Here is a 25,952-nt window from a genome sequence, read left to right on the forward strand (position 1 = left end):
GTCCTTCCTCGCGTTACCCGCGCTTGGTGGCGACGAGCAGGCCGGTGCCGATCGGCAGGACGGCGGGCAGCAGGGTCTCGTCGTCCCGGATCGTGCGGGCGATCTCCCGCCAGGCCACCGACTGGGGGTCGCGGGCGGTGCGGTCGGCGACCCGGCCGCCCTCGAGCAGCCCGTGGCAGGTCAGCGTGCCGCCGACCCGGACCAGGGCGAGCAGTGCGGGGAGGTGCTCGGCGTACTCCCGGGGCGGGCCGGCGCAGCACACCATGTCGTAGCCGCCGGGCGAGAGCCGGGGGAGGACCTCCCCGGGGGTGCCGAAGATCAGCCGTGCCCGGCTGGCCGGCACGCGGGCCTCGGCGAGGGCGGCACGTGCCGCGCGCAGCTGCTCGGGATCGCCGTCCAGCGCGGTCAGCACCCCGTCGGACCGCATCCCGCGCAGCAGCCACAGCGCGGCCAGCCCCCCGCCGCTGCCGATCGAGACCACCGAGCGGGCAGCGCTCGTGGCGGCGAGGACGGCCAGGGTGGCGCCCACCGGGGGCTCCACCGGGCCAGTCCCGGGTAGGAACTGCGCGCGGCGCCGGGCGGCCACCATCTCGGGGGACTCGGCGGCGAAGCGGTCGGCGTAGGCGGCGCCCGGGTCGGTGCCGCCTCCGGGCGGCGGCTGATCGGCGCTCATCACCGGCCGAGGGTAGTTGCCCGCACCGCCGCCGCCGCGTGCGCGGGCGCACCTGTGCGTCTGCTGGGAGTCCCGGTGCGCGGGAACACGGGTGTGCCGATCGACCGTTGACCAGGACGTGCGATTCACGCGTGCCGCGTCCGGTCCCGCCGACGCCGGGGAGGTCGCGGGCGGCCCCGTCTGCGATCCTGGTGGCGTGCCCGAGGCCACCGCCCCGCAGTCCGCCGCTCCCGCGGAGCAGCCGGGCTGGGTGGCGCCGTCCTGGGAGCAGGTCGTCCGCGACCACTCCGCCCGGGTGTACCGGCTGGCCTACCGCCTGTCGGGCAACCCCCAGGACGCCGAGGACCTGACGCAGGAGACCTTCGTCCGGGTGTTCCGCTCGCTGGCCGACTACTCGCCGGGCACCTTCGAGGGCTGGCTGCACCGGATCACCACGAACCTGTTCCTCGACATGGTCCGGCGTCGGCAGCGGATCCGCTTCGACGCGCTGCCCGACGACACCGAGCGCCTGCCCGGCCGCGCGCCGAGCCCGGAGCAGGTGTACGCCGACACCCACCTCGACCCCCAGGTGCAGGCGGCGCTCGACGCGCTGTCCCCGGAGTTCCGGGTGGCCGTCGTGCTGTGCGACATCGAGGGGCTGACCTACGAGGAGATCGCCGCCACGCTGGGCATCAAGCTCGGCACCGTGCGCAGCCGCATCCACCGGGGGCGGGTGCAGCTGCGCGAGGCGCTGGCGCACCTGGCCCCGCGCCGGGCGGGCGTCCCGGGGGAGGTGGGGGCATGAGCATCCCGGAGAGCCACCTGGCGCAGGAGGCGATCGCCGCACTGGTCGACGGCGAGCTCTCCGCCGGGCCCGCCGGTCGGGCGGCCCGCCACCTCACCGCCTGCGCCTCCTGCCGGATGGCCGTGGCCGCGCAGCGCGAGGCCAAGGAGGCCCTCCACGGCTCCGCCGACGTGGCCATGCCCGGTGATCTGCTGTCCCGGCTCCGCGCCATCCCCTTCACCGCCGAGGTACCGGGGGCCGGTGCCGGCACCGGGGGGCTGAGCGCCTCGGCCGGGGAGCTGACGGTCACGGGCAGCACCGGCGCCTTCTCCGTCGACCTCACCGAAGGGGCGCACCGGCGCACGTCGTCCGACCACCGCTGGTTCCGCCGCGGCGTCGCCGGGACGATCGTCGGCCTGGGCGCCGGGGTGACGGCGCTGGCGCTCACCCTGCCGCCCGACGGCGGCCGCGCGCCCGCGGCCGATCCGGTGCGGCCCGAGCAGCACACCGAGGTCGCGCCGCCGGTGCTGCGGACGGTGACCATCGGCACCGTCGGCGGCCTCGGCTCCCCGGGCGGGACCCCCTGAGCAGCACGCGGCGCGACGCCCCGGAGGACGGCGACGCCGCCGCCTACGCGCGGCCCGAGGGCCAGGCCGGCGCCTTCGACGAGACGACGGCCCCCCGGGTGGCGCCCGGCCCGGTCCGCGCCCCCCAGCCCAGCCCCGCGCAGGCCACGGCCTTCGGACGCCCGGAGCGGGTGACGGGCAGCTTCGCCGGCGACCGCCCGACCCTCCCGCCGCGCCCGGTGCCGCCCCCACCGCCCGAGGCGCTGCTGCGCGCCTTCGGCCCACCCGCTCCGGGGCGGGGCGGCCTGCAGGAGCCGCCGGATGGCCGCCCCGGACGGCGGCGCACCGCCACCGGCCCGTGGTGGAAGGCCGACGCGCGTGAGGACCCCTGGCGCGACCCGTCGTCCCCCGCCGCGCTGGGCGCTCCCGCCGTGTACGACGAGGACCGCCAGCCCGGCCCCGTCGTCGTGGACGCCCGCGGCCGCCGCAAGGTGCGGCTGCGGGACCTCTCGATCCGCCTGACCACGCTCGCCGTGCTCGGCCTGCTGGTCGTCGGCCTCGTCGGCGGCGGCGTCGGCTGGTACCTCACCCGCACCGCGGACGAGACGCCCCTCCACACCCCGGGCACCACCCTCACACAGGTCGATCCGGGCGGGCCCCGCGAGCAGGGGTCGGTGTCGGGCATCGCCGAGGCGGTGATCCCGGCGGTCGTCTCGATCGAGGTGCGCGTCGGCCAGGCCGGTGCCACCGGTTCCGGGGTCGTGATCGACGGCGAGAACGGCTACATCGTCACGAACAACCACGTCATCTCCGGCGCCGACGACGTCGAGGGCGCCGAGATCCGGGCGGTCTTCTCCGACGGCAGCGGATCCGCCGCGCGCATCGTGGGCCGAGACCCGGCCAGCGACCTCGCCGTCGTCAAGGTGGAGAAGCCCGGTCTGGTGACGGCCGCGCTGGGCCGGTCCGGCGACGTCGTGGTCGGCGACCCGGTGGTGGCGATCGGCTCGCCGCTGGGGCTGGCGGGCACCGTCACCAGCGGGATCGTCAGCGCGCTGGACCGCCCGGTACGGCTCTCCGGCGAGGGCACCGACACCAATGCGGTGATCAGCGCGGTGCAGACCGACGCCCCGATCAACCCGGGCAACTCCGGTGGGGCGCTGGTCGACGGGAGCGGGGCGCTCGTCGGCATCAACACCGCGATCGCCTCGACCGGCGCCGGTGGGTCGATCGGCCTCGGTTTCGCGATCCCGGTGGACACGGTGAAGCGGATCACCGAGCAGCTCATCGCCACCGGCTCGGCCGTGCACGCCACGCTCGGCGTCAACGCCCGGTCGGTCACCGACGGCACGCGCGACGGCGCCCTGGTCGTCAACGTCGAGCCGGGCAGCCCCGCGGCCGAGGCCGGCATCCGCGAGCAGGACGTCATCATCGCCGTCGGGGACACGCCGGTCGGCAGCTCCGAGGAGCTGGCCGTCGCCGTCGACGCCCGGCAGCCGGGGGACGTCGTGACCGTCGAGCTCGTGCGCGGCGGGAGCTCGCGCACGGTCGAGGTGACGCTCGCCGCCGCATAGGCCCGGCGGCGGCTACGCTGACCCCCGGTAGCGCTGGCGGCCGGAGGAACAGGGAGCACGGTGTTCGACTCGATCGGCTGGGGCGAGATCTTCGTGCTGGCGCTCGCCGCCCTGTTCATCTTCGGGCCGGAGCGGCTGCCCGACCTGGCGCGCGAGGCCGCCGCCGGGCTCAAGCGGTTGCGCAGTGCGGTCACCGGCATGCGCACCCAGGTCAACGACTCCCTCGGCGACGACTTCGCGGAGCTGCGGGACCTCGACCTGCGCAAGTACCACCCGCGGACGTTCATCCGCGAGCAGCTGCTGGGTGACGACGACGACGCCCGGGTACCCGCCGCCACGGCGAACGGGGCGACGGCCGCCACGGTGGTCGCCGCGCAGCTGCGCGACCGCAGCGTCCCGCCGCCGTTCGACATCGACGCGACCTGACCCCCTGAGCCGGGCGCCGCGACACGACCCCTGATCACGACTCTGGGGGTGCTCCTCCCGCTGGTGGAGTCCTGAAGGACGCCGACAGCGGGAGGAACACCCCCAGAGCGGGCGGCTCAGCTCAGTGCTTGACGGGGGTGAGCCCGAGGCTCATCCCGGAGAGCCCGCGCTGGCGGACGGCGAGCCCGTCGGCAATCTTCTCCAGCGCCTTGGCGGCCGGGGTCTCGGGGTCGGCGAGGACGATCGGCGCACCGGCGTCGCCGGCCTCCCGGAGCCGGGTGTCCAGCGGGATCTGACCCAGCAGCGGGACGCGCGCACCGAGGGTGCGGGTGAGCGCGTCGCTGACCGTCTGCCCGCCGCCGGAGCCGAAGACCTCGACGCGCGAGCCGTCGGGGAGCTCCATCCAGCTCATGTTCTCGATGACGCCGACGACCTGCTGGTGGGTCTGCGTGGCGATCGCACCGGCGCGCTCGGCCACCTCGGCCGCGGCCAGCTGCGGGGTGGTGACGACGAGGATCTCGGCGTTGGGCAGCAGCTGCGCGATGGAGATCGCGACGTCACCGGTGCCCGGGGGGAGGTCCAGCAGCAGGACGTCGAGGTCGCCCCACCACACGTCGGCGAGGAACTGCTGCAGCGCGCGGTGCAGCATCGGCCCGCGCCACACGACCGGCGTGTTGCCGGGGGTGAACATGCCGATCGAGATGACCTTCACGCCCATCGACTGCGGCGGCATGATCATGTTGTCGACCTGGGTGGGCTTGTCGTCGACGCCGAGCATGCGCGGCACGGAGTGGCCGTAGATGTCGGCGTCCACGACACCGACCGACAGCCCGCGCTTGGCCAGGGCCGCGGCGAGGTTCACGGTGACGCTGGACTTGCCGACGCCGCCCTTGCCCGAGGCGACGGCGTAGACGCGGGTGAGCGAGCCGGGCTGGGCGAAGGGGATCACCGGGTCCGCGGCGTCGGTGCCGCGCACGGTCTTGCGCAGCTCGGCGCGCTGCTCGTCGCTCATCACGTCGAGGGCGACCTGCACCGAGGTCACGCCGGGGACGGCGCCGACGGCGGCGGTGACCCGGTTGGTGATCGTCTCCCGCATCGGGCAGCCGGCGACGGTCAGGTACACCTCGACGTCGACCGAGCCGTCGGGCCCGATCCGCACGTCCTTGACCATGCCGAGCTCGGTGAGCGGGCGGTTGATCTCCGGGTCCTGGACGGTGGCCAGAGCGGCGTTGACGGCGTCGAGCGCCGGGGTGCCGGTCAGCTGGTCGGACATGGTGTTCGTCTGTCTCCTTCGACGGGGGACCGGCGTCCGGCGGTCTGCGGCCAGAAGCGGCGACCTGCGCGATCGGTCGCCTGCCACTGTACGGCGGGTGGCGGCCCGGCCTGCCCGGCGGAGGGTGATCTACCGCGCAGCCGGCCGCGTCCTAGGGTCGGGGTCGTGCCGGCCGACCGCTCCCAGACCCTGCGCGACGCCGTGGGGCTGGGCCTCGCGGTCGGGCTGTACGGCATCGCCTTCGGAGCCGCCGCCGACGCGGCCGGGCTGGACGTCTGGCAGGCGATGACCCTCTCGGCGCTGATGTTCACCGGCGCGTCGCAGTTCGCGCTCGTCGGCGTCCTGGGGGCCGGCGGGAGTGCGGCGGCGGCCGCGGGCAGCGCGCTGCTGCTCGGCACGCGCAACACCGTCTACGGCGTCCGCATGGCCCCGCTGCTGGCGCCCCGGGGACCGGCCCGGCGGGCCGGTGCGGCGCACTGGGTGATCGACGAGACGACGGCGATGGCCGTGGCCGCGCCCGACCGCGAGCTGGGCCGGCTGGCGTTCTGGGCCACCGGCGCCACCATCTACCTCGGCTGGAACGTCACGACGCTGATCGGCGTGCTCGGCGCCTCGGAGCTCGGCGGGGCGGCGGAGGCGGCGCTGGACGCCGTCGTCCCCGCGGCCTTCCTCGCGCTGCTGTGGCCCCGGCTGCGCGCGGGCTTCCCGGAGGCGCAGGTCCAGCGCCGCGTCGCCCTCGGGGGAGCGGTGGTGGCGCTGGCCCTGACGCCGTTCGTGCCCGCCGGCGTGCAGGTCGTCGCCGCGGTGGTGGCGGTCGCGCTCGCCGGCCGGCCGCGGTCGGAGGTCCGCCCGGCATGAGCGCTACCGCGGTGTGGACGGCGGTCCTGGTGGCCTCGGCCGGCTGCTACCTGCTGAAGCTGGCCGGCCTGTCGGTGCCGGCGGCGTGGGTGGAGCAGCCGTGGGTCGCGCGGGTCGTCGACTTCGTGCCCGCCGCGCTGCTGGCCGCCCTCGTGGTGGTGCAGGCCCTCACCAGCGGCGACCGGCTCGTGCTCGACGGGCGGCTGGCCGGGCTGGCCGTCGCTGCCCTGGCCCTGGCGCTGCGGGCGCCGTTCATCGTGGTGCTGGTGCTCGCGGGGGCGGCCGGGGCGCTCGTGCACGTCGTCACCGGCTGACCGGTACCGCGGCGCGCCGGAACCGCAGCTCACCCGCCCCTCGGCCAGGATCGCGGGGTGACAGAGGTGACCGAGGCTGCGACGCCGGGGCGGGCGGCCGCCCGGCGGGAGGCGTTCCTGCGGCTCGCCGGTCTCGCCGTCCTGGGCGGGGTCGCCGGCGTGGCGGCCAAGCTCGGCGACGAGTCGGGGTGGCGGTGGGCCGCCGATCTCGGCACCTACCCGGCGGCCTGGGTGCTCGTGGTGGCGCTGATCGGGCGGTTCGCGCCCGGCGTCGCGTCGGCCGCGGTCCGTGCGGCCGTCTTCTTCGCCGCGATGACCGCCGCCTACTACGGCTGGGCGGTCCTCGTGCTCGGCTTCGGCTACGACCCCGGGCTGATCGCCGCCTGGCTGCTGCTCGCGGCCACCGCGGTGGCGGTGTTCGCGGCGGTCTGCTGGTGGGCCTCCCGCCGGCCGGGTCCGCTGGCCGGGGCGCTGCTCGCGCTGGCCGCGGGGACGGCCCTGGCGAACGGCGCGCTCCGCGGCTTCTGGCTGGATCGGACGGGCAGCGACGTGGTGCTGCACCCGGTGCAGGCGGTCGTGGAGGTCGTCGTCGTCCTGGTCGTCGTCCTGCTGCTGCCCCGCCGGCGCAGCACCCGGCTGTGGGCGCTGGGACTGCTGCTCCCCATGGCCTGGCTGGCGCAGGAGCTGCTCGACCGCCTGTACGGGACCGGCCTCGTCCGCTGACCGGCGGCACGGGGTCGCCCGGGGATTGGGGGGCCGATCGGGGGGCACGGCAGCGGGTGCCCGACCCCGACGATCGGAGGGACCCCGTGCAGTACCGCGAGATCACCACCCCGGGAACGAGTGCGGAACGCGAGCGCACCTACGTCGTGATCCTCGACGAGGGGGACGAGGCGGTGGCGGCGCTGACCTCGTTCGCCCGGGAGGAGCGGCTCTCCGCCGCCCAGGTCACCGCCGTCGGCGCGTTCCGGCGCGCGGTGGTCGGCTGGTTCGACCGGCAGACCAGCGACTACCGGCGGGTCACCGTCGGCCAGCAGTGCGAGGTGCTCTCGCTGATCGGCGACGTCGCCCTGGGCACCGACGGGAACCCGGCGCTGCACCTGCACGCCGTCCTCGGCCTGCCCGACGCCACCACGCGCGGCGGCCACCTGCTCGAGGGCGAGGTGTGGCCCACGCTGGAGGTGGTGGTCCGGGAGAGCCCGGCGCAGCTGCGCAAGACCATGCGCCCGGAGATCGGGCTGGCGCTGATCGACCTGGACCGCGCCGAGCACTGAGCGGGCTCAGGCGACCGGGTCGCGCTTCCGCTTGCCCTTCTTGTCGCGCCGCTCCCGGTCCTCGCCCTCGTCCGGCACCAGCCGGTTGAGCTCGCCGCGGATGAAGTCCCGGGTGGCCAGCTCGCCGACGGCCACGCGGAGCGCGGCCAGCTCGCGGGCCAGGTACTCGGTGTCGGCGCGGTTCTGCGCCGCCCGGGCGCGGTCCTCCTCGGCCTGCACGCGATCGCGGTCGGCCTGCCGGTTCTGCGCCAGCAGGATGAGCGGGGCGGCGTACGCGGCCTGGGTCGAGAACGCCAGGTTGAGCAGGATGAACGGGTACGGGTCCCAGCGCAGCTGGACGGCGAAAACGTTCAGCGAGATCCAGACGACGACGAGGATCGTCTGGACGGCCAGGAATCGCCCCGTCCCCAGGAAGCGTGCGATGCCCTCGGCGAACTGCCCGACCGCGTCGGGGTTGAGCCGCAGGAAGCTGCCGAACCGGCGGGCGCCGCCGCGCGGGACGTCCAGCCGGGGCGTGTCAGCCACGGCGCGCCCGCTCCCGCCAGTCATCGGGCAGCAGGTGGTCGAGGACGTCGTCGACGCTCACCGCGCCGACCAGCCGGCCCTGCGCGTCGACCACCGGCGCGGCGACCAGGTTGTAGGTGGCGAAGTAGCGGGTGACCTCGGCGAGCGGCGCCTCCGGCTTGAGCGGCTCCAGGTCGTCGAGCACGCCGCTCACCAGGGTCGAGGGTGGCTCGCGCAGCAGCCGCTGGATGTGCGCGAGCCCCAGGTACCGCCCGGTCGGCGTGGCCGACGGCGGGCGGCAGACGTACACCTGGCTGGCCAGCGAGGGGGTGATCTCCTCCTGCCGCACCCGGGCCAGCGCCTCGGCGACGGTGGCGTCGGGGGAGAGGATGACCGGCTCGCTGGTCATGATCCCGCCGGCGGTGTCCTCCGAGTACTTGAGCAGCTGGCGCACCGACTCGGCCTCGTCGGGCTCCATCAGCTCGAGCAGCCGGTCGCGGTCGACGTGGTGCAGCTCGGAGAGCAGGTCCGCGGCGTCGTCGGGGTCCATCTCCTCCAGGACGTCGGCCGCGCGGCCCTCCTCCAGCGTGCCGAGGATGGTGATCTGCTCGGCCTCGGGGAGCTCGCCCAGGACGTCGGCCAGCCGCACGTCGTCCATGGCCTCGGCGACCTCGTGCCGGCGTTTGATCGGGAGCTCCTGGAGCGCGTGCGCCATGTCCGCTGCGTTCAGCTCCCGGTAGGTGGCGATCAGCGTCTCGGCGCCCTGCCCGGCCGGCGAGAGCGCCAGCCCGGTGACCTCGCCCCACTCGAGCTGGTGCAGCTGCCCGCGCCGGCCGATGCGACCGGGCTCCTGGACGGCGACCCGGGACAGCAGCCAGTCGCCGGTGCGGGTCTGCTCCATGCCGGCGTCGACGACCGTGGCCGGGCGGCCGGACTCGTTGATCGTCACCTGCCGGTCGAGCAGCTCGCCGAGCACGAGGGTCTCGCCGCCCCGCTGCTCGAACCGCTTGAGGTTGAGGGTGCCCGACGCGAGCATCACCGCTCCCGGGTCCAGCGCCGTCACCCGGCCCATCGGCACGAAGATCCGCCGCCGGGCGACCACCTCGACCACGAGGCCGAGGACGCGGGGGCAGGCGGTGCCCACCCGGAGCCCGACGACGACGTCGCGGACCTTCCCGACCCGGTCGCCGTTGGGGTCGAAGACGGTCAGCCCGGCAAGCCGGGAGACGTACGCCCTGGTCGCCGTCGTCACGGATCGGAAGGCTACCGTCGGCGCCGTGACTGCCCCGGTTGCGCTGGAGTACGAGGTCGTCGACGTGTTCGCCCCGCGGGCGTTCGCCGGGAACCCGCTGGCGGTGGTCTTCGCCGCCGACGAGCTCACGACGCAGCAGTGCCAGGCCCTGGCGAACGAGTTCCAGCTCTCGGAGACGTCGTTCCTGTGCGCCCCCACGGAGCCCGGCGCCGACTACCGGGTGCGGATCTTCACGCCCTACGCCGAGCTGCCCTTCGCGGGCCATCCGAGCGTCGGCGCGGCGCACACCCTGGTCCGCACCGGGCGGCTGCCGGCGGGGACGCTGCGCCAGGAGTGCGGTGCCGGGGTGCTCGACGTGGTGGTCGACGACGGCGGCGCGACCCTCTCCGGTGGCCGGCCGACGCTCCAGGACGGACCCGCGCCGGCTGTGCTGGCCGCTGCGCTCGGGCTGGACGAGGCCGACGTCACCGGGGTTCCCTCGGACGTCGCCGGCTGCGGCCTGCCCTTCGGCTACCTGTCCGTGTGCCCCGACGCCGTCGACCGGGCCGACCCCGACCGGGCCGCGCTCGCCGGGCTCGACGTCGGTGAGGGCGTGTCGGTGCTCTCCTGGGACGGCGCGACCGCGACCGCCCGCGCGCGTGTCTTCGCCCGCGACCTGAACTGGGGCGAGGACCCGGCCACCGGCTCCGCCGCGCTGGGCGCGGGGGTGTGGCTGGTCGAGAGCGGTCTGGTGGCCGGGGAGGGGACGACGTCGTTCACCGTGCGGCAGGGCGAGCGGATGGGGCGCCCCTCGGTCCTCGGGTGCACCGTCACCGCGGCCGGCGGGCGGGCGGTCGCGACCACCGTGCGCGGTGCCGTCGTCCCGGTGGCGAGCGGTCGGATCCGGGTGCCGTCCTGGTGAAGGGCACTCCTGCCCCCCGCCACTCGCCCGCTCGCGGCGGGGCGCTGCGGGAGGGCCACGCGTCCTCCGCCTGGGCGCTGCACCGACCCGGGAGCCGGGACGTGGGCCTGCTCTCCCTCGCGGTCGTGGGGGTCTCGCTGTCGGCGCCGCTGACCGCGATGGTCACCGCGCCGATGCTGGCGCTGGCGTTCTGGCGCAACGCAGCGGGCGCGGCCGCGCTCGTGCCCGTGCTGCTCACCCGCGAGCGGGCCACGCTGGCCGGCCTGCGGGCGCGGGACCTGCGCAGCTCGGTGGTCGCGGGGCTCTTCCTCGCGGCGCACTTCGCCGCGTGGCTGCCGAGCCTGTCGATGACGACGGTGGCCGCCTCGGTCGCGCTGGTCACCACCACGCCGATCTGGACGGCGCTCGCGGCCCGGATCTCGGGGGTGCGGCTGCCGGCCGCGGTCTGGTGGGGCCTGCTCCTCGCGTTCGCCGGCGTCGTGCTGATCGTGGGCGTGGACGTCACGGTGAGCGCCGAGGCGCTCGCGGGCGATGCGCTGGCCCTGCTCGGGGCGATCTGCGCCGGCGGGTACGTCCTGGCCGGGGCGCGCGCCCGGCGGCGGCTGGCGACCTCGGCCTACGCCGTCGTCTGCTACTCCGTGTGCGCCGTGGTGATCGCGGTGGCGGCGCTGCTCGTCGACGCGCCGCTGGGCGGGTTCGAGGCCCGGGACTGGTGGCTGATCGCGGGCATCACCGTCTCCGCGCAGCTGTTCGGGCACACGCTGCTCAACCTGGTGCTCTCGTCGGTGGGCCCGACCGTGGTGAGCCTCGCCGTCCTGCTCGAGGTGCCCGGCGCGCTGCTGTTCGCGCTCGTCCTCCTCGGCCAGGTGCCGCCGCTGCTGGCGCTGCCCGGGGTCGTACTGGTGGTGGCCGGGGTGGCGCTGGTGGTGCGGGCCGGACGTCCGGCGACCCTGGTCGAGCCCGCCACCTGAGCAAGGACCCCCAGAAGGACCTCGGTCCCCCTGCCACTCGCAGGCTCGCGGCGGGACCCGGCACCGAGGCCTCCCGACCACTCGCAGGCTCGTGGCGGGCCCCTGCGACGGGGCCGACGGCCGATGATCAACGCGGCAGCGCGGGCGTGCGACGCCGTCGCTACCCTCCGGTAGCCGAACTTTCCGACCCACACGCGGAGGCACCGTGGCCGAGCTCCGATCCCGTCGTTCCAACCTGGCCGTCCCGGGCAGCAACCCCCGGTTCCTGGAGAAGGCCAAGGGCCTCCCCGCCGACCAGGTGTTCCTCGACCTGGAGGACGCGTGCGCGCCGCTGGCCAAGCCCGGCGCCCGCAAGAACATCGTCGCGGCGCTGAACGAGGGCGGCTGGGGCGACAAGATCCGCACCGTCCGGGTCAACGACTGGACGACGGAGTGGACCTACCGCGACGTCATCGAGGTCGTCGAGGGCGCCGGCGCCAACCTCGACTGCATCATGCTGCCGAAGGTCGTCGACGCCGCCCAGGTGCGCGCGCTGGACATCCTGCTCACCCAGATCGAGAAGACCAACGGGCTGCCCGTCGGGCGCATCGGCATCGAGGCGCAGATCGAGACGGCGCAGGGCCTGATCAACGTCAACGACATCGCGTTCGCCAGCGAGCGCATCGAGACGATCATCTTCGGCCCGGCCGACTTCATGGCCAGCATCAACATGAAGTCGCTGGTGGTCGGCGCCCTGCACCCGGACTACCCGGGTGACCCCTTCCACTACATCCTCATGCAGATCCTCATGGCCGCCCGCGCCCGTGGCGTGCAGGCCATCGACGGCCCGTTCCTGCAGGTGCGCGACGTGCCGGCGTTCGAGGAGGTCGCGAAGCGGTCGGCCGTCCTCGGCTTCGACGGCAAGTGGGTGCTGCACCCCGGCCAGATCGACGCCGCCAACGAGATCTACGCGCCGTCGCAGGAGGACTACGACCACGCCGAGCTGATCCTCGACGCCTACGACTGGTACACGTCGGAGGCCGGCGGCAAGAAGGGCTCGGCGATGCTCGGCGACGAGATGATCGACGAGGCCAGCCGCAAGATGGCGCTGGTCATCGCCGGCAAGGGCCGCGCCGCGGGCATGTCCCGGACGTCGTCCTTCACGCCCCCCGAGGACTGAGACGCCACGACGCGGCGGCTCCGGAGCGGTCCGGGGCCGCCGTTCGTCGTTCCCGCTACCTCCGCCAGAACAGGTGGTGGGTCACGCCGCTCGGGCTCGGCACGACGTCGCGGTGGAAGCGGTCGAGCAGCTCGTCCGGCGACTCCCACAGCCGGACGCCGGAGCCGAGCTGCACCGGCGAGACGGCCACGTGCAGGGTGTCGACGAGGTCGGCGGCGAGGAACTCCCGGATGACGGTGGCGCCGCCACCGAGCCGCACGTCCTTGCCCTGGGCGGCCGCACGCGCCTGCGCGAGCACCGTCCCGGGGTCGGCGTCCACGAAGTGGAACGTGGTGTCCGAGAGCGTGAACGAGGGACGGACGTGGTGGGTCATCACGAACACGGGCGTGTGGAACGGCGGTTCGGCGCCCCACCAGCCCTGCCAGTCGAGGTCGCGCCACGGCCCGCGGTGCGGGCTGAACTTGTTGCGGCCCATGATCTCCGCGCCGATGCCGTGGGCGAAGTCGCGGGTGAAGTAGTCGTCGAGCCCGCGGCTGCCCCCGGGTTCGGAGCGGTTCGGGAAGCTCGCCGTGGCGAGGGCCCAGGCCATCAGCTCGCCGGGGTCGGCGTGGCCGAACGGCCGCTCGAGGCTCTGCCCCTCGCCGGCGCCGAAGCCGTCGCTGGAGACCGTGAAGTTCTGCACCCTGAGCAGTTGAGCCACCGTTGCCCCTCTCGTCGTCGGTGGAGGGGGGACCGCTGGAGCGCCCGGAACTCATCGCCGCCAACGGCGAGCGGCGATCAGGGGCCGAAGCCGGTGCTGGTCAGCGCCGCGAACGCGACGATCCAGAGCACGATCATGAGCACGAAGAAGCCGGTGACCAGGCCGCCGACGATGATCCCGGCCAGCGCCAGGCCGGCCCCCTCCTCGCCGGTCTCGCGGATCTGCCGGCGGGCGATGATGCCGAGCACCAGCCCGACGGGCGCGAAGACGAACGCCATGACCAGGGCGAGGATCGCCAGGGTGTTCGTCGGCCGGCCCCACTGCGGCGGGCCGTACCCGGGCGGGGGGCCGTAGCCGGGCGGACCGTGGGGCTGCCCGTAGCCGGGGGGCGGGCCGTATCCCGGCGGTGGGCCGTAGCCGTCCTGCGGCGGGTCGTCACGGTAGGTCACCGCCGCACGCTAGCCCGCCTCGGTTTCCTCCGGCTCGACCACCGCGCCCTCGCCCGGCATCCCCCGCTCCCGGCTCCGCGGCGCTCCGCCGCGCGGCCACTCCCGGAAGCGGGTGAACGCGATCGGGAGCCCGCGGGCGACGGTCAGGTCGGCGCTGTCCATGGCCTGCAGGTGCAGGTGCGGCTGGGTCGAGTTGCCGGAGTTGCCGCACCCGGCCAGGTGCTGTCCGGGGTGGACCGCATCACCCACCGAGACGCGGAGCGAACCGGATCGCAGGTGGGCCAGCGCGACGAACCGGCCGGACGCCGGCAGCTCGATGACGACGTGGTTGCCCGCCACGGCGGGAACCCCCTGGCGCAGTCGCCCGGCCTGGCCCAGCGCGTAGCCGAGCAGGGCGAGCTGGGAGCGGCGCGCCCCGTGGTCGGGCTCGCCGTCGTGCACGTGGACGACGACGCCACCGGCCGGGGCGAGGACCGGCCGGTCGAAACCCACGAAGCGCTCCGGCGGTTCGACGGCCAGGAGCGTGCGCCAGTCGCGGGTAGCGGCCGTCCGGTGCCGGTCGTCGACGGGGACGAAGTCGACGGCGTACCGCTCGCCGAGCACGTCCACGCCGTGGGACGGCACCCGCCGCGCCGGGCTGTTCTGCGTCAGCCAGCGGCCGCGGAACGGCAGGGCGAGCTCCACCTCGGGCGGTCCGCCCACCGGCGCCGATGCCTCGCGCATGCCGCCGAGCCTAGGGGCCGGGGCGGGTCGCGCGCGCCGGTCCGCCGCGCGCGGGAGTGACCGAGCGCACGCAGAGCCCGGGGACCGGGTGCCCCATACTCACCGGTAACCCGGACACCGGAGTCCCCGAGGAGCGAACCTGTGACCCGCTTGGCCCAGACCGCTGATCTGACCGACATCCAGCGCGAGATCCTGTCGACGGTCAGGAGCTTCGTCGACCGCGAGATCATCCCGAACGCGCAGGAGCTCGAGCACGGCGACGTCTACCCGCAGGAGATCGTCGACGGGCTCAAGGAGCTGGGCATCTTCGGGCTGATGATCCCCGAGGAGTACGGCGGCCTCGGCGAGTCGCTGCTCACCTACGCGCTGGTGGTCGAGGAGATCGCCCGCGGCTGGATGAGCGTCTCCGGCGTCATCAACACCCACTTCATCGTGGCGTACATGCTCAAGCAGCACGGCACGCAGGAGCAGAAGGAGTACTACCTGCCCCGCATGGCCACCGGCGAGGTGCGCGGCGCCTTCTCGATGTCCGAGCCGGGGCTGGGCTCCGACGTCGCCGGCATCCGCACCAAGGCCGTGAAGCAGGCCGACGGCGGCTACGTCATCGACGGCCAGAAGATGTGGCTGACCAACGGCGGCAGCTCCACCCTGGTCGCGGCGCTGGTGCGCACCGACGAGGGCGCCGAGAAGGCCCACCAGAACCTGACGACGTTCCTGGTCGAGAAGCCGGCCGGGTTCGGCGAGGTCAAGCCCGGGCTCACCATCCCCGGCAAGATCGACAAGATGGGCTACAAGGGTGTCGACACCACCGAGCTGGTGTTCGACGGCTACCGGGCGGAGGCCACCGACATCCTCGGCGGCGAGCCGGGCCGTGGCTTCGCCCAGATGATGGACGGCGTCGAGGTCGGCCGGGTCAACGTCGCCGCCCGCGCCTGCGGCATCTCGATCCGGGCCTTCGAGCTCGCCGTCGCCTACGCCCAGCAGCGGGAGACCTTCGGCAAGCCGATCGCGCAGCACCAGGCGATCGCCTTCCAGCTGGCCGAGATGGCCACCAAGGTCGAGGCCGCGCACCTGATGATGGTCAACGCCGCCCGCCTCAAGGACGCCGGCAAGCGCAACGACGTCGAGGCCGGCATGGCCAAGCTGATCGCCAGCGAGTACTGCGCCGAGGTCACCACGCAGTCCTTCCGCATCCACGGCGGCTACGGCTACTCCAAGGAGTACGAGATCGAGCGCCTCATGCGGGAGGCGCCGTTCCTGCTCATCGGCGAGGGCACCAGCGAGATCCAGAAGACGATCATCAGCCGCGGTCTGCTCAAGGAGTACAAGCTCAAGGGCTGAGAACCCGTTGAACGCCTGAGGCCCAGAACCACTTCGGTTCTGGGCCTCTCGCGTTCACTCCTGCGTGCGCGTGTATGCAGGAGCCATGCGTGCAGCGGGAGTGACCGAGTTCGGCGGGCCGGAGGTCCTGCACATCGTCGAGGTGGAGCCGGAGCCCCTGGGTCCGGGCCAGGTGCGGCTGCGGGTCGAGGCGGCCGCGGTGAGCCCGACCGACACCCACGCCCGCAGCGGCGCCTACGCCGGGCGCGACCCGGTGAAGAACCCGCCGTGGGTGCCGGGGATGGACGTCGCCGGCGTCGTCACCGAACTCGGCGAGGGCGTCGACCACCTGTCCGTGGGTGACCTGGCGATGGGGATCGTCGTGCCCTTCGGGCCCTACGGCGCCTACCGCGAGGACAAGGTGCTGCCGGGCGGCTCCGTCGTCCGCGCGCCGGCCGGGGCGACCGCCGTGGAGGCGTCGACCCTGCCCATGAACGGGCTCACCGCCCGGCTCGCCCTGGACCTCATGGCGCTGCAGCCGGGTCAGGTGCTCGCGGTGACCGGCGCGGCGGGCGCCTTCGGCGGCTACGTGGTGCAGCTGGCGAAGGCCGACGGGCTGACCGTGGTGGCCGACGCCTCCGAGGCCGACGAGGAGCTGGTGCGCGCGCTGGGCGCCGACGTCGTCGTCCGGCGCGGGGAGGAGGTGGCGTCGCGGATCCGGGAGCACTATCCCGAGGGTGTCGACGGGCTGGCCGACGGATCGGTGCAGGACGAGCAGGTGCTGCCCGCCGTCCGCGACGGGGGAGCGGTGGCCACGGTGCGCGGCTACCGCGGCAACGGCGAGCGCGGCCTGCGCTTCTTCCCGACCATGGTGCGGAAGGTCGCCGAGGACCGAGCGGCGCTGGACCGGCTCCGCCAGCAGGTCGAGGAGGGTGCGGTGACCCTCCGGGTGGCCCGCACGTTCCCCGCCGAGCAGGCGGCCGAGGCGCACCGGGTGCTGGAGGCGGGGGGCGTGCGCGGACGGCTCGTGCTCACCTTCTGAGGCGGCGGGCCCGGTTGAGCGCCGACCGGGGCGGGCACCTGCGGCGGGACGACCTGGGACGGACGGCGATCCCCGCATGACCTTCTCGATCGTGGCCCGCTGCCCGCACACCGGTGAGTTGGGAGTCGGCGCCCTGACCGCGCTCATGGGTGTCGGCAAGCTCGTGGGGCACGCATCGCCGGGCGTCGGCGCCGCCGCGTCGCAGGCGTCGATGAACCCCTACCTCGCCGTGGACGGGCTGCGGCTGATGGCCGAGGGGCTGGAGGCGCCGGCCGCGCTGGACGAGGTGCTCCGCCGGGATCCCGGCCGCGACGTGCGGCAGTGCGGCTTCGTCGACCGCAATGGCTGCACGGCCGCGTGGACCGGTGGGCGCACCCTCGGCTGGTCAGGGCACATCGAGGACGACGCGGTCGTGGTGTCGGGCAACCGGCTGGTCGGCCGGCAGACGCTCGAGGCGTTCCACGCCCACCGGGACCGCGAGCTCGCCGAGCGGCTGGTGCTGGCCGTGGAGGCCGGCGAGGCGACCGGCGCCGACACGGAGGGCCCCCGATCCGGGCACGTGCTGGTGCTGGGGTCGGAGGCCTACCCCCTCTGGGACATCCGCGTCGACTCGGACAAGGACCCCGCGCTGCGGCTGCGCGAGCTGTTCGAGGAGTACCGCACCGACTTCCTGCCCGAGGTGCAGCGGCTGCCCACCCGCCGCGACCCCGTGGGCGCGGCCACCCGCGAACTGCTGGAGGCCTGACCGGGGAGCGCCGCCCGGGCGGGGAGCCCGCGGGAGGGGGTTTTCCACAGCCGGCGTTGGACCGGTTCGGCGCCGTCCGCCTACGGTCCCGGCGTGCGCGTCCAGGTCAGCGTCGGGCAGACCGACGGCACGCTGCTCGACGTCGCCGTCGACGTGGACGACGACCTGCCGGTCGGCCGGCTGGTCGCGGAGCTGGGCCGGGTCGCCGGCCTGCCCGCCGCGGGGCTGTGGCTCGCCGGCGGCCGGCTCGACGACGAGCAGCCGGTGGGGGAGAGCGACCTCGTCGACGGCGCCGTCGTCCACCTGACCGCGCCCGCGGCCGCGCCGGCCGGCCCGCGTGGCTGGCAGCTGCGGGTGCGCAGCGGCCCGTGCAGCGGGCTGGTCGCCGCGCTGCCGATGGGCGAGCACGAGCTCGGCCGCAGCGGTCCGTTCGGCTTCACCGACCGCGCGATGTCCCGCCGGCATGCGGTGCTGCGGATCGGCGCGGACGGCGCGACGCTGCGCGACCTCGGCTCGGCCAACGGCACCACGATCGAGGGCGCGCCGGTGCCCGAGGACGACGACGTGGCGCTGGCCCCCGGTCAGCTCGTGCAGCTCGGTGACACCCAGCTGGTCGTCGAGCCGGCCCCCGTCGCCGACGCCGCCGTCGAGCCGGCCGGCCCGGGGGCGCGTGCCTTCGTCCGTGCCCCCCGGCTGCTCCCCTCGGCACCCGAGGTGCGTATCCAGCTGCCGCAGGAGCCGGCGACGCGGGAGCCCCGCCGGTTCCCGCTGGTGATGGTCCTCGTGCCGCTGCTCGTCGGCGTCGTGCTGGCGGTCGTCCTGCGCTCGCCGCTGTACCTGGTGTTCGCCGTCGCCGGCCCGGTGGTGATGATCGGCAACACCGTGGCCGACCGCCGGCAGGGCGCCCGTGAGGAGCGCCGGGCGCGCGAGGAGCACGCCCGGGAGCTCGCCCGCGCCCGGGCGCGGATCGACCGCGCCGTGGCCGAGGAGACCGCCCGCCGGCGCGACGCGCACCCGGACCCGGCGACCGCGCTGCTCACCGCCGTCCTGCCCGGCCGCCGGCTGTGGGAGCGGCGCCGCACCGACCCCGACGCCCTCGACCTGCGGCTGGGCGCGGCCGACCTGCCCGCCCGCGTGGTGGTCACCGACCGGTCGGGGCGCGACGAGCCGCCGCAGCAGCGCACCGTGCACGCGGCGCCCGTCGTGGTGCCGCTCCGCGAGGCCGGTGTCGTCGGCCTGGCCGGCCCGGCCGCCCCGCTGGCCGGCCTGCTGCGGTGGGTGGTGCTGCAGCTGGCGGTCACCCACCCGCCGCGCGACCTGGCGCTCACGCTGCTCACCGCGCGCAGCCAGGCGGACTGGAGCTGGGTGCGCTGGCTGCCGCACGCCCGGCCGGCCGACGGCGAGGGCCCGGTCGCGTTCGTCGGGAACGACACCGAGACGGTGGCCGCCCGGGTCGCGGAGCTGGCGGCGCTCGTCCGCACGCGCCGCTCGGCGACGGCCGGCGGCGGGCGCGTGCTCCCGGAGTTCTTCCCGGCGCACGTGCTCGTCGTCCACGGGTTCCGGTCGCTGCGTGCCACCCCCGGGCTGGCCCAGCTGCTGCAGGACGGCCCCGCGGTCGGGGTGTACGCCGTCTGCGCCGACGAGGAGGAGCGCTTCCTGCCGGAGGCGGCCACGGCGACCGCGGTCCTCGACCCGGGCGAGGAGGCGCGGCTGGTCGTCCGGCGCAGCGGCCGCGACCCGGTGCCGGGCGTGCTCGCCGAGCCGGTGCCCGCAGAGCTGGCCGAACGCGCGGCCCGGGCGCTGGCCCCGTTGCGCGACGTGAGCCCGGAGGAGGACGACGCCGTCCTGCCCGACAGCGTGCGACTGCTCGACCTGCTCGGGCTCGAGCCGCCCACCGTCGACGGCGTGCGTGCCCGCTGGCAGCTGGCGGGCCGGAGCACGCGGGTGGTGGCCGGCGCGGGCCTGCACGGGCCGTTCACCCTCGACCTGCGCACCGACGGCCCGCACGGGCTGGTCGCCGGGACCACCGGCGCGGGGAAGTCGGAGCTGCTGCAGACGATGATCGCGTCCCTGGCGGTGGCCAACCGCCCGGACGCGCTCAACCTCGTGCTGGTCGACTACAAGGGCGGCAGCGCGTTCAAGGACTGCGTGCACCTGCCGCACACCGTCGGCATGGTCACCGACCTCGACGCCCACCTCGTCGAACGGGCGCTCACCTCGCTCGGCGCGGAGCTCAGGTACCGCGAGCACCGGCTGGCCGCGGCCGGCGTCAAGGACATCGAGGACTACGTCGACCTGCAGGCCCACGACCCCGGCTCGCCGCCGCTGCCCCGGCTGCTCATCGTCATCGACGAGTTCGCCTCGCTGGCGCGGGAGCTGCCCGACTTCGTGGCCGGGCTGGTGAGCATCGCCCAGCGCGGGCGGTCGCTGGGCATCCACCTGCTGCTGGCCACCCAGCGGCCCAGCGGCGTCGTCTCGCCGGAGATCCGGGCGAACACGAACCTGCGCATCTCGCTGCGCGTCACCGACGCGGCCGACAGCAGCGACGTGCTCGAGGCCCCCGACGCCGCGCGCATCGCCCGGTCCGCGCCCGGCCGCGGGTTCGCCCGGCTCGGGCACGGCGCGCTGGTGCCCTTCCAGGCGGGCCGCATCGGGGGCCGGCGTCCCGGCCAGGGCGCCGTGGCCGCGGCGGCGCCGTTCGCCGTCCCCCTCGGCTGGCACCAGCTGGGGTACGCGCCACCGCGGCGGCCGGCGACGGCGAGCCGAACCTCCGACGTCGAGGTCACCGACCTGTCGGTGCTCGTCGACGCCGTCCGCGGCGCGGCGCAGGCCGAGGGCGTGCCCGCGCAGCGCAGCCCGTGGCTGCCGGCGCTGCCCGCACGGGTGCTGGTCGCCGACCTGGCGGACCCGGTGGACGGCCGGGTGACCTGCCTGCCCTACGGGCTGCAGGACCTCCCCGCGACCCAGGAGCGGCGGGTGGCCGCCTTCGACCCCGCGGTCGACGGGCACCTGCTGGTGGTCGGCTCGCCGAAGAGCGGCCGGTCGCAGCTGCTGCGCACCCTGGCCGGGGCCGCCGGCGCGCGCTGCTCGACCGCCGACGTGCACCTGTACGCCCTCGACTGCGGCAACGGCGCGCTGCTGCCGCTGGCCGACCTGCCGCACTGCGGCGCGGTGGTGACCCGCACCCAGACCGAGCGCGCCACCCGGCTGCTCGACCGGCTCGCCCGCGAGCTGGAGCGCCGCCAGCAGGTGCTGGCCGAGGGCGGCTTCGCCGACGTGAGCGAGCAGCGCCGATCGGTGCCGCCGGGGGAGCGGCTGTCGCACGTCCTGCTCCTGCTCGACCGCTGGGAGGGGTTCACGCCGACGCTCGGCGAGGTCGACGGCGGCCGGCTCTCCGACGTGCTGACGACCCTCCTCCGGGAGGGGGCCTCCGCCGGGATCTCGGTGGTGGTCACCGGCGACCGGTCGCTGGGCACCGGCCGGCTGTCGTCGCTCACCGACAGCCGGCTGGTGCTGCGGCTCGCGGACCGGGGCGACTACCCGCTGGTCGGCGTGCCCGGCCGGCAGGTGCCCGGGGAGCTGCCGCCCGGGCGGGCGGTCACCGTCGAGGGGGCGATCGAGACGCAGGTCGCGCTGCTCGCCCCCGACGAGTCGGGGCAGGGGCAGGCGGCGGCGGTCGCCGAGATCGCGAAGGCGGCGCACGTGCGCGACGCGATGGTGCCGCGGGCGGCCCGCCCCTTCCGGGTCGACGCGCTGCCCGCGCGCCTGGGCTTCGCGGCCGCCTGGGAGCTGCGCCCGGCCGGCGCCGGCGCGGGGTTCGCCCTGGTCGGCGTCGGTGGCGACGAGCTGGCCGCCGCCGGCCCCGACCTGGTCGAGCGGGGGCCCGCGTTCGTCGTCGCCGGGCCGGCGCGCTCGGGCCGGAGCACGGTCCTGGCCGTCATGGCCGAGTCGCTGCTGCGGCAGGGCACGTCGGTCGTCGTGTGCGCGCCGAAGGCCTCACCGCTGCGGGCCCTGGCCGGCCGGCCCGGCGTGCTGGACGTCGTGCTGGACCCGGCGGCCCCGGCGGAGCGCTGGCAGGAACTGCTCCACGCCGCACCCGGCCGGCCGCTGGTCCTGCTCCTGGACGACGGCGAGGTGCTGCGGGACTGCCCGGCGGGGGAGGTGTTCCGCGAGGTCGTGCGCGGCGCCGTCCCCGGCTGCGGCCTGGTGCTGGCCGGGAACGCCGACGGCATCTGCACCGGCCTGTCGGGGTGGCAGGTGGAGGCGCGGAAGGCGAGGCAGGGCGTGCTGCTGTCGCCGCAGGGGAGCACGGACGGCGACCTGATCGGCGTGCGCCTCCCGCGCGGTGCCGTGGGCGGGCCGCTCCGGCCGGGTCGCGCGCTGCTCCATCTGGGCGACGGCGAGCTGCGGACCGTCGCCGTCCCGGCTCCTCCGGCCGCGCCCTGACCCGACCGGCGACGGCGGCCCGGGGACGACGACGGCCGCCTCGCGCGGGGCGGGCGGCCGTCGTCGGGCGGTGGGCTGCTCAGCGGCCGAGCGCACCGGCCAGCTGGGCGTCGGCGTCGCGGAAGGTGGCGGCGGCCTGGGTCAGGTACTGGGCCATGCCGTCGAGGCCCGCGACCATGTTCCGGGCGCCGGTGGTGAACTCGTCGTAGGAGGCGGAGAAGCTGCGGCTGGAGGCGTCGGTGACGTAGCCCTCGGCTACGAGCTGGTCGACGAGGGCCTTGAGCTGGCCGAGCATGCCGTCGATCTCGACCCGCCCGTTGGTGAGCCGGCCGGCCGCGTCTTCCATCTGCTGGTAGGTGACGTTGACGTTCGCCATGGTGAGTCCAATCGGGAGGTCCGGGTGCTCCGGGCACCGGAGGATGCGGATACGCGGCGGAACGTAACAACGGATGCCGGTCGACCGGGCCGCTCCGCGGGAACCTGTGGACAACCCGCGCGGGGAGCCTGCCGGACTCGCGCCGGAGGCCGATGCCCTGTTTGCTGGCGGGCGTCGGACCTGCGGAGGGAGCTCGGAAATGGTGCACAGGCTCGTGGTCAGCTACGGACAGCCGGAGGACCCGGCCGCCTTCGACGCGTACTACCGGGAGACGCACACGCCCCTGGCGCTGCGGCAGCCCGGCCTGGTGCGGCTGACCTACGGCAAGCCGGTGTCGCTGGACCCGGCGCAGCCCGCGCCCTACCTGATCGCCGAGCTCGACTTCGACTCCGAGGAGGCGATGGGGCAGGCCATGGCCTCGCCCGAGGGGCGGGCGGCCGGCAAGGACCTCGCCAACTTCGCCACCGGCGGCGCCACCTTCGTGCACTTCGACGTGCAGCAGGCGAGGTGAGCCGGTGAACGGTGCACAGGCGCTCATCCGGACGCTGGTGAGCGCGGGCGTTGACGTCTGCTTCGCCAACCCCGGGACGTCGGAGATGCACTTCGTCGCCGCGCTGGACGACGTGCCGGAGATGCGCGGTGTGCTGACCCTCTTCGAGGGCGTGGCCACCGGCGCGGCCGACGGCTGGGCGCGGATGACCGGCCGGCCCGCCGCGACGCTGCTGCACCTCGGGCCGGGCATGGGCAACGGGCTGGCCAACCTGCACAACGCCCGCCGGGGCACGGCGCCGATGCTCAACGTCGTCGGCGACCACGCCCGCTCGCACAAGCGCCTCGACGCCCCGCTGGAGTCGGACATCGACGCCGTCGCCGGGACCTTCTCGACCTGGCTGCGCCGGTCGCTGTCACCCGCCGACGTCGCCGCCGACGCCGCCGAGGCGGTGGCCGCCGTCGCCACCGGTGGCATCGCGACGCTCATCCTCCCGGCCGACGTCTCCTGGGAGGAGGGCGCCGACGTCGCGGAGCCGCTCCGGGTGCGGCCGCGGCCGCACGTCGCCCCGTCCGTGGTCGAGGACGTGGCCTCGGTCGTGCGGTCCGCCGAGCCGGTGGTGCTCCTGCTCGGTGGCGACGTCATGACCGAGGAGGGCCAGCTGGCCGCCGCCCAGGTCGCCGCGGGCACCGGGGTCCGGCTGATGGCCGAGACGTTCCCGGCCCGGTCGGCGCGCGGCGCCGGCCTGCCCGACCTGCACCGGCTGCCCTACCCGCCGGAGATGGCGATGGCCGCCCTCGCCGGCACCCGGCACCTGGTGCTCGCCGGCACCACCGCGCCGGTGCACTTCTTCGGCTACCCCGGGGTGCCCGGCCACCCGGTGCCCGAGGACTGCGCGGTGCACGTGCTCAGCGCCCCGGGCGAGGACGGCGTCGCCGCGCTGCGGGCGCTGGCCGACGTCGTCGCGCCGGACGCGAAGCCGGAGGTCGCGGAGTTCGAGCGGCCCGAGCTGCCCACCGGCGAGCTGACCCCGCGCAGCATGGCCGCGGTGGTGGGCGCGCTGCTGCCCGAGGACGCCGTCGTCGTCGACGAGGCGCTCACCTCCGGCGCGGGGCTCACCGAGATGACCTCGGCCGGCCCGCGCCACGACTGGCTCTCGCTCACCGGCGGCGCGATCGGCGACGGGCTTCCGATGGCGCTGGGCGCGGCGGTGGCCTGCCCCGACCGGCCGGTGATCGGCATCCAGGCCGACGGCAGCGCGATGTACACGATCTCGGCGCTGTGGAGCTACGCCCGCGAGCAGGCCGACATCACGACGATCGTCTGCGACAACGGCTCGTACGCGATCCTCGAGCACGAGCTCAAGCGGGTGGGCGCGGCCAACGACGGCGAGCGGGCGCGGCAGCTGCTCGACCTGGGCGGCCCCCGGCTGGACTTCGTGGCGATCGCGCAGGGGATGGGCGTGCCGGCGAGCCGTGCGACGACCGCCGACGAGCTGGCCGACCAACTGCGGCGGGCGCTGGCCGAGCCCGGCCCGCACCTCATCCAGGCCGTCCTGCGCTGAGGTCGTCCGGGGGGTGGGGTACCGGTCCGTCACCCGGATGGAGTACACAGAGGCGCTCCGCTGTGACGAGCAGCACAGTGTCGACGAAGGAGTCGTCTCGTGTCCCTGCACCGCAACCGGTTGGCCCCCCTCGCTGTCGCGGCAGGCGTGGGTCTTGGTGTGTTCACCGTCGGGGGCCCCGCCCTCGCCGCCCCCCCGTCCTCCGACGAACAGGTGTCGAACCCGGACTGGCAGCCGGTTCAGCAGTCGCCGAAGGAGCGGGTCTACAACCTGCGCTGGACGGTCGCCGACCCGCGCTACGACTACGCCGGTGAGACCGCCGGCCAGGAGTTCGTGCCCCTGACCGACGAGGCCGGCAACCCGATCAGCAAGGTGCTCTACGGCACCGACCGCGGCTCCGCGTACCGCATCGAGGTGCCGCTGGACTGGAACGGCGACGTCGTCTTCTGGGAGCACGGCTACCGGGGCACCGGCACCACCGTCTACGTCAGCGACCCCAGCTACGACCTGCGGCGCACCTACATCGAGAACGGCTTCGCCTGGGCGGCCTCCTCCTACGGCGAGAACCGGTACGACATCGAGGCCGGTGCGCTCGCCACCGAGCGGCTGGCGCGGATCTTCGACGCGCGGGTCGGGCGGGCCGAACAGCGGTACCTGCAGGGCGTCTCGATGGGCGGGCACGTCATCGGCACGCTCCTGGAGCGCGACCGCGGCGTCGAGTGGGACGGCGCGGCGCCGATGTGCGGCGTCATGGGCGACTTCGAGCTCTACGACTTCTTCCTCGACTACAACCTGCTCGCGCAGACGCTCGCCGGGGTGGACGCCTACCCGTTCCCCTCCCAGTCGGAGTACTTCGCCGAGGTCGTGCCGCAGATCAAGGCCGCGCTCGGCACCCCGACCACGCCGACCCCGGTGTACGAGGGGCTGACCGAGGAGGGCGAGGTCTTCCGCGCCAACATCACGGCGATCACCGGCGGCGAGCGCCCCGGTGACGACGAGGCCTTCGGCTACTGGGAGGGGCAGAACTTCGTCTACGGCGTCGTGACCAACGAGCCCAGTGGCCTCGCGGGCGTGCTGCCGGGTGCGGTCTGGACCAACGCCGACCAGGACTACCCGGTGGACCACACCTTCGAGGACGGCTCCACGCTCGACCAGCGCGTGGAGCGGGTGGCGCCGGCGCCCGGGACCCGGAGCACCCGCCTGGCGGTCCCCGTCCCGGCGCTCACCGGTGACATCGACGTCCCGGTGCTCTCCTCGCACACCCTCGGTGACTACTACGTGCCGTTCTCCATGGAGCAGCACTACGCCGCCGACGTCGCCGCGCAGGGCAACGCGGACCTGCTGGTCCAGCGGGCGATCCGGGCCGCCGGGCACTGCGAGTACACGCCCGAGGAGGCGGCCGACCAGTTCCTCGACCTGGTCGACTGGGTGGAGAACGGCGTGACGCCCGCGGGCGCCTCGGTGCTCGACCCCGAGGTCGTCGCCGACCCGGACTACGGGTGCGAGTTCACCACGCCGGTGCGCACCGGCACGCGGTCCTTCTACGAGGAGTGCCCGGCGCCGGGCGCCGGGGGCTGACCCGCAGCACGGCT

The 25,952-nt window shown here is 75.3% G+C and carries 26 protein-coding genes; 18 read left to right on the forward strand and 8 right to left on the reverse strand.

From position 1 onward, the window contains the following. Window positions 1–13 precede the first annotated feature (13 nt). On the reverse strand, window positions 14–673 hold the full coding sequence (locus ACI79Q_RS03005; RefSeq protein ID WP_456614111.1) for an O-methyltransferase: 660 nt from the start codon (window positions 671–673) through the stop codon (window positions 14–16). Window positions 674–869: 196 nt separating this feature from the next. On the opposite strand from ACI79Q_RS03005, the gene sigE reads away from it, so the two are divergent. The 4 genes from sigE to ACI79Q_RS03025 all read left to right on the forward strand — a co-directional run bounded on the left by sigE (window position 870) and on the right by ACI79Q_RS03025 (window position 3,999). Beyond that, on the forward strand, window positions 870–1,457 hold the full coding sequence (sigE, locus tag ACI79Q_RS03010) for an RNA polymerase sigma factor SigE (RefSeq protein WP_456587326.1): 588 nt from the start codon (window positions 870–872) through the stop codon (window positions 1,455–1,457). Continuing rightward, a complete protein-coding gene (locus ACI79Q_RS03015; protein ID WP_456587327.1) occupies window positions 1,454–2,023 on the forward strand; it encodes an anti-sigma factor family protein in 570 nt (189 codons plus the stop codon). The genes sigE and ACI79Q_RS03015 overlap by 4 nt, the downstream gene beginning before the upstream one ends. A gap of 98 nt (window positions 2,024–2,121) precedes the next feature. Then, window positions 2,122–3,573: a S1C family serine protease gene (locus tag ACI79Q_RS03020; RefSeq protein ID WP_456614112.1), complete on the forward strand. Its 1,452-nt coding sequence runs from the start codon at window positions 2,122–2,124 to the stop codon at window positions 3,571–3,573. Between the two features lie 60 nt (window positions 3,574–3,633). Continuing rightward, on the forward strand, window positions 3,634–3,999 hold the full coding sequence (locus ACI79Q_RS03025; RefSeq protein ID WP_456587329.1) for a twin-arginine translocase TatA/TatE family subunit: 366 nt from the start codon (window positions 3,634–3,636) through the stop codon (window positions 3,997–3,999). 121 nt (window positions 4,000–4,120) lie between these two features. On the opposite strand, the gene ACI79Q_RS03030 is transcribed toward ACI79Q_RS03025, so the two are convergent. Further along, window positions 4,121–5,272, reverse strand: coding sequence for an Mrp/NBP35 family ATP-binding protein (locus ACI79Q_RS03030; protein WP_456587330.1), 1,152 nt, complete (start codon window positions 5,270–5,272; stop codon window positions 4,121–4,123). Window positions 5,273–5,437: 165 nt separating this feature from the next. Between ACI79Q_RS03030 and ACI79Q_RS03035 the strand changes: the two genes are divergently transcribed. From ACI79Q_RS03035 to ACI79Q_RS03050, 4 genes are all read left to right on the forward strand, one after another. Beyond that, window positions 5,438–6,130 carry an AzlC family ABC transporter permease gene (locus ACI79Q_RS03035; RefSeq protein ID WP_456587331.1) on the forward strand — a complete coding sequence of 231 codons (693 nt, stop codon included), beginning with the start codon at window positions 5,438–5,440 and terminating at the stop codon, window positions 6,128–6,130. Then, on the forward strand, window positions 6,127–6,444 hold the full coding sequence (locus ACI79Q_RS03040) for an AzlD domain-containing protein (protein ID WP_456587332.1): 318 nt from the start codon (window positions 6,127–6,129) through the stop codon (window positions 6,442–6,444). Before ACI79Q_RS03035 ends, ACI79Q_RS03040 begins: the two co-directional genes overlap by 4 nt. Before the next feature lie 66 nt (window positions 6,445–6,510). Next, window positions 6,511–7,167, forward strand: a complete 657-nt coding sequence (locus ACI79Q_RS03045; RefSeq protein ID WP_456614113.1) for a DUF6518 family protein — start codon at window positions 6,511–6,513, stop codon at window positions 7,165–7,167. A gap of 86 nt (window positions 7,168–7,253) precedes the next feature. Continuing rightward, window positions 7,254–7,718 carry a PPC domain-containing DNA-binding protein gene (locus tag ACI79Q_RS03050; protein ID WP_456613758.1) on the forward strand — a complete coding sequence of 155 codons (465 nt, stop codon included), beginning with the start codon at window positions 7,254–7,256 and terminating at the stop codon, window positions 7,716–7,718. Between the two features lie 6 nt (window positions 7,719–7,724). Here ACI79Q_RS03050 and ACI79Q_RS03055 read toward each other — a convergent pair whose 3' ends face one another. Beyond that, complete coding sequence (locus tag ACI79Q_RS03055) at window positions 7,725–8,243, reverse strand: DUF1003 domain-containing protein (protein WP_456587335.1); 519 nt, start codon at window positions 8,241–8,243, stop codon at window positions 7,725–7,727. Beyond that, complete coding sequence (locus ACI79Q_RS03060) at window positions 8,236–9,474, reverse strand: magnesium transporter MgtE N-terminal domain-containing protein (protein WP_456614114.1); 1,239 nt, start codon at window positions 9,472–9,474, stop codon at window positions 8,236–8,238. Before ACI79Q_RS03060 ends, ACI79Q_RS03055 begins: the two co-directional genes overlap by 8 nt. Window positions 9,475–9,499: 25 nt before the next feature. On the opposite strand from ACI79Q_RS03060, the gene ACI79Q_RS03065 reads away from it, so the two are divergent. The 3 genes from ACI79Q_RS03065 to ACI79Q_RS03075 all read left to right on the forward strand — a co-directional run bounded on the left by ACI79Q_RS03065 (window position 9,500) and on the right by ACI79Q_RS03075 (window position 12,505). After that, on the forward strand, window positions 9,500–10,375 hold the full coding sequence (locus ACI79Q_RS03065; RefSeq protein ID WP_456587337.1) for a PhzF family phenazine biosynthesis protein: 876 nt from the start codon (window positions 9,500–9,502) through the stop codon (window positions 10,373–10,375). A gap of 101 nt (window positions 10,376–10,476) precedes the next feature. After that, window positions 10,477–11,346 carry a DMT family transporter gene (locus tag ACI79Q_RS03070; protein ID WP_456587338.1) on the forward strand — a complete coding sequence of 290 codons (870 nt, stop codon included), beginning with the start codon at window positions 10,477–10,479 and terminating at the stop codon, window positions 11,344–11,346. 205 nt (window positions 11,347–11,551) lie between these two features. Then, window positions 11,552–12,505 (forward strand): HpcH/HpaI aldolase/citrate lyase family protein, encoded by a 954-nt coding sequence (locus tag ACI79Q_RS03075; RefSeq protein ID WP_456587339.1) that lies wholly within the window; start codon window positions 11,552–11,554, stop codon window positions 12,503–12,505. Window positions 12,506–12,560: 55 nt separating this feature from the next. Here the strand turns inward: ACI79Q_RS03075 and ACI79Q_RS03080 are convergent, their stop codons facing one another. The 3 genes from ACI79Q_RS03080 to ACI79Q_RS03090 all read right to left on the reverse strand — a co-directional run bounded on the left by ACI79Q_RS03080 (window position 12,561) and on the right by ACI79Q_RS03090 (window position 14,377). Next, a complete protein-coding gene (locus tag ACI79Q_RS03080) occupies window positions 12,561–13,205 on the reverse strand; it encodes a dihydrofolate reductase family protein (RefSeq protein ID WP_456587340.1) in 645 nt (214 codons plus the stop codon). A gap of 77 nt (window positions 13,206–13,282) precedes the next feature. Next, the gene (locus tag ACI79Q_RS03085) at window positions 13,283–13,654 is read right to left on the reverse strand and encodes a DUF4190 domain-containing protein (RefSeq protein WP_456614115.1); all 372 of its coding nucleotides are present in this window, start codon (window positions 13,652–13,654) and stop codon (window positions 13,283–13,285) included. A 9-nt stretch (window positions 13,655–13,663) separates the two neighbouring features. Next, a complete protein-coding gene (locus ACI79Q_RS03090; RefSeq protein ID WP_456599685.1) occupies window positions 13,664–14,377 on the reverse strand; it encodes a M23 family metallopeptidase in 714 nt (237 codons plus the stop codon). A gap of 141 nt (window positions 14,378–14,518) precedes the next feature. Between ACI79Q_RS03090 and ACI79Q_RS03095 the strand changes: the two genes are divergently transcribed. From ACI79Q_RS03095 to ACI79Q_RS03110, 4 genes are all read left to right on the forward strand, one after another. Then, window positions 14,519–15,718, forward strand: a complete 1,200-nt coding sequence (locus ACI79Q_RS03095) for an acyl-CoA dehydrogenase family protein (RefSeq protein WP_456587343.1) — start codon at window positions 14,519–14,521, stop codon at window positions 15,716–15,718. Window positions 15,719–15,803: 85 nt separating this feature from the next. Beyond that, window positions 15,804–16,739: a quinone oxidoreductase family protein gene (locus tag ACI79Q_RS03100; RefSeq protein WP_456614116.1), complete on the forward strand. Its 936-nt coding sequence runs from the start codon at window positions 15,804–15,806 to the stop codon at window positions 16,737–16,739. Between the two features lie 76 nt (window positions 16,740–16,815). Then, a complete protein-coding gene (locus ACI79Q_RS03105) occupies window positions 16,816–17,484 on the forward strand; it encodes a DUF1028 domain-containing protein (protein ID WP_456614117.1) in 669 nt (222 codons plus the stop codon). 93 nt (window positions 17,485–17,577) lie between these two features. Then, on the forward strand, window positions 17,578–21,930 hold the full coding sequence (locus tag ACI79Q_RS03110; protein ID WP_456614118.1) for an FtsK/SpoIIIE domain-containing protein: 4,353 nt from the start codon (window positions 17,578–17,580) through the stop codon (window positions 21,928–21,930). Window positions 21,931–22,009: 79 nt separating this feature from the next. Here the strand turns inward: ACI79Q_RS03110 and ACI79Q_RS03115 are convergent, their stop codons facing one another. Beyond that, window positions 22,010–22,306: a WXG100 family type VII secretion target gene (locus ACI79Q_RS03115; protein ID WP_456587347.1), complete on the reverse strand. Its 297-nt coding sequence runs from the start codon at window positions 22,304–22,306 to the stop codon at window positions 22,010–22,012. Between the two features lie 199 nt (window positions 22,307–22,505). Here ACI79Q_RS03115 and ACI79Q_RS03120 point away from each other — a divergent pair, with 199 nt between their 5' ends. The 3 genes from ACI79Q_RS03120 (at window position 22,506) to ACI79Q_RS03130 (ending at window position 25,938) form a co-directional block, all read left to right on the forward strand. After that, window positions 22,506–22,817, forward strand: a complete 312-nt coding sequence (locus ACI79Q_RS03120; protein ID WP_456614119.1) for an EthD family reductase — start codon at window positions 22,506–22,508, stop codon at window positions 22,815–22,817. Between the two features lie 4 nt (window positions 22,818–22,821). Further along, entirely contained in the window at window positions 22,822–24,360 is a 1,539-nt protein-coding gene (locus tag ACI79Q_RS03125) for an acetolactate synthase large subunit (protein WP_456587349.1), read from the forward strand. A gap of 159 nt (window positions 24,361–24,519) precedes the next feature. Continuing rightward, a complete protein-coding gene (locus ACI79Q_RS03130; RefSeq protein ID WP_456614120.1) occupies window positions 24,520–25,938 on the forward strand; it encodes an esterase in 1,419 nt (472 codons plus the stop codon). Window positions 25,939–25,952 lie beyond the last annotated feature (14 nt).

Source organism: Blastococcus sp. SYSU DS0828, assembly GCF_054050975.1.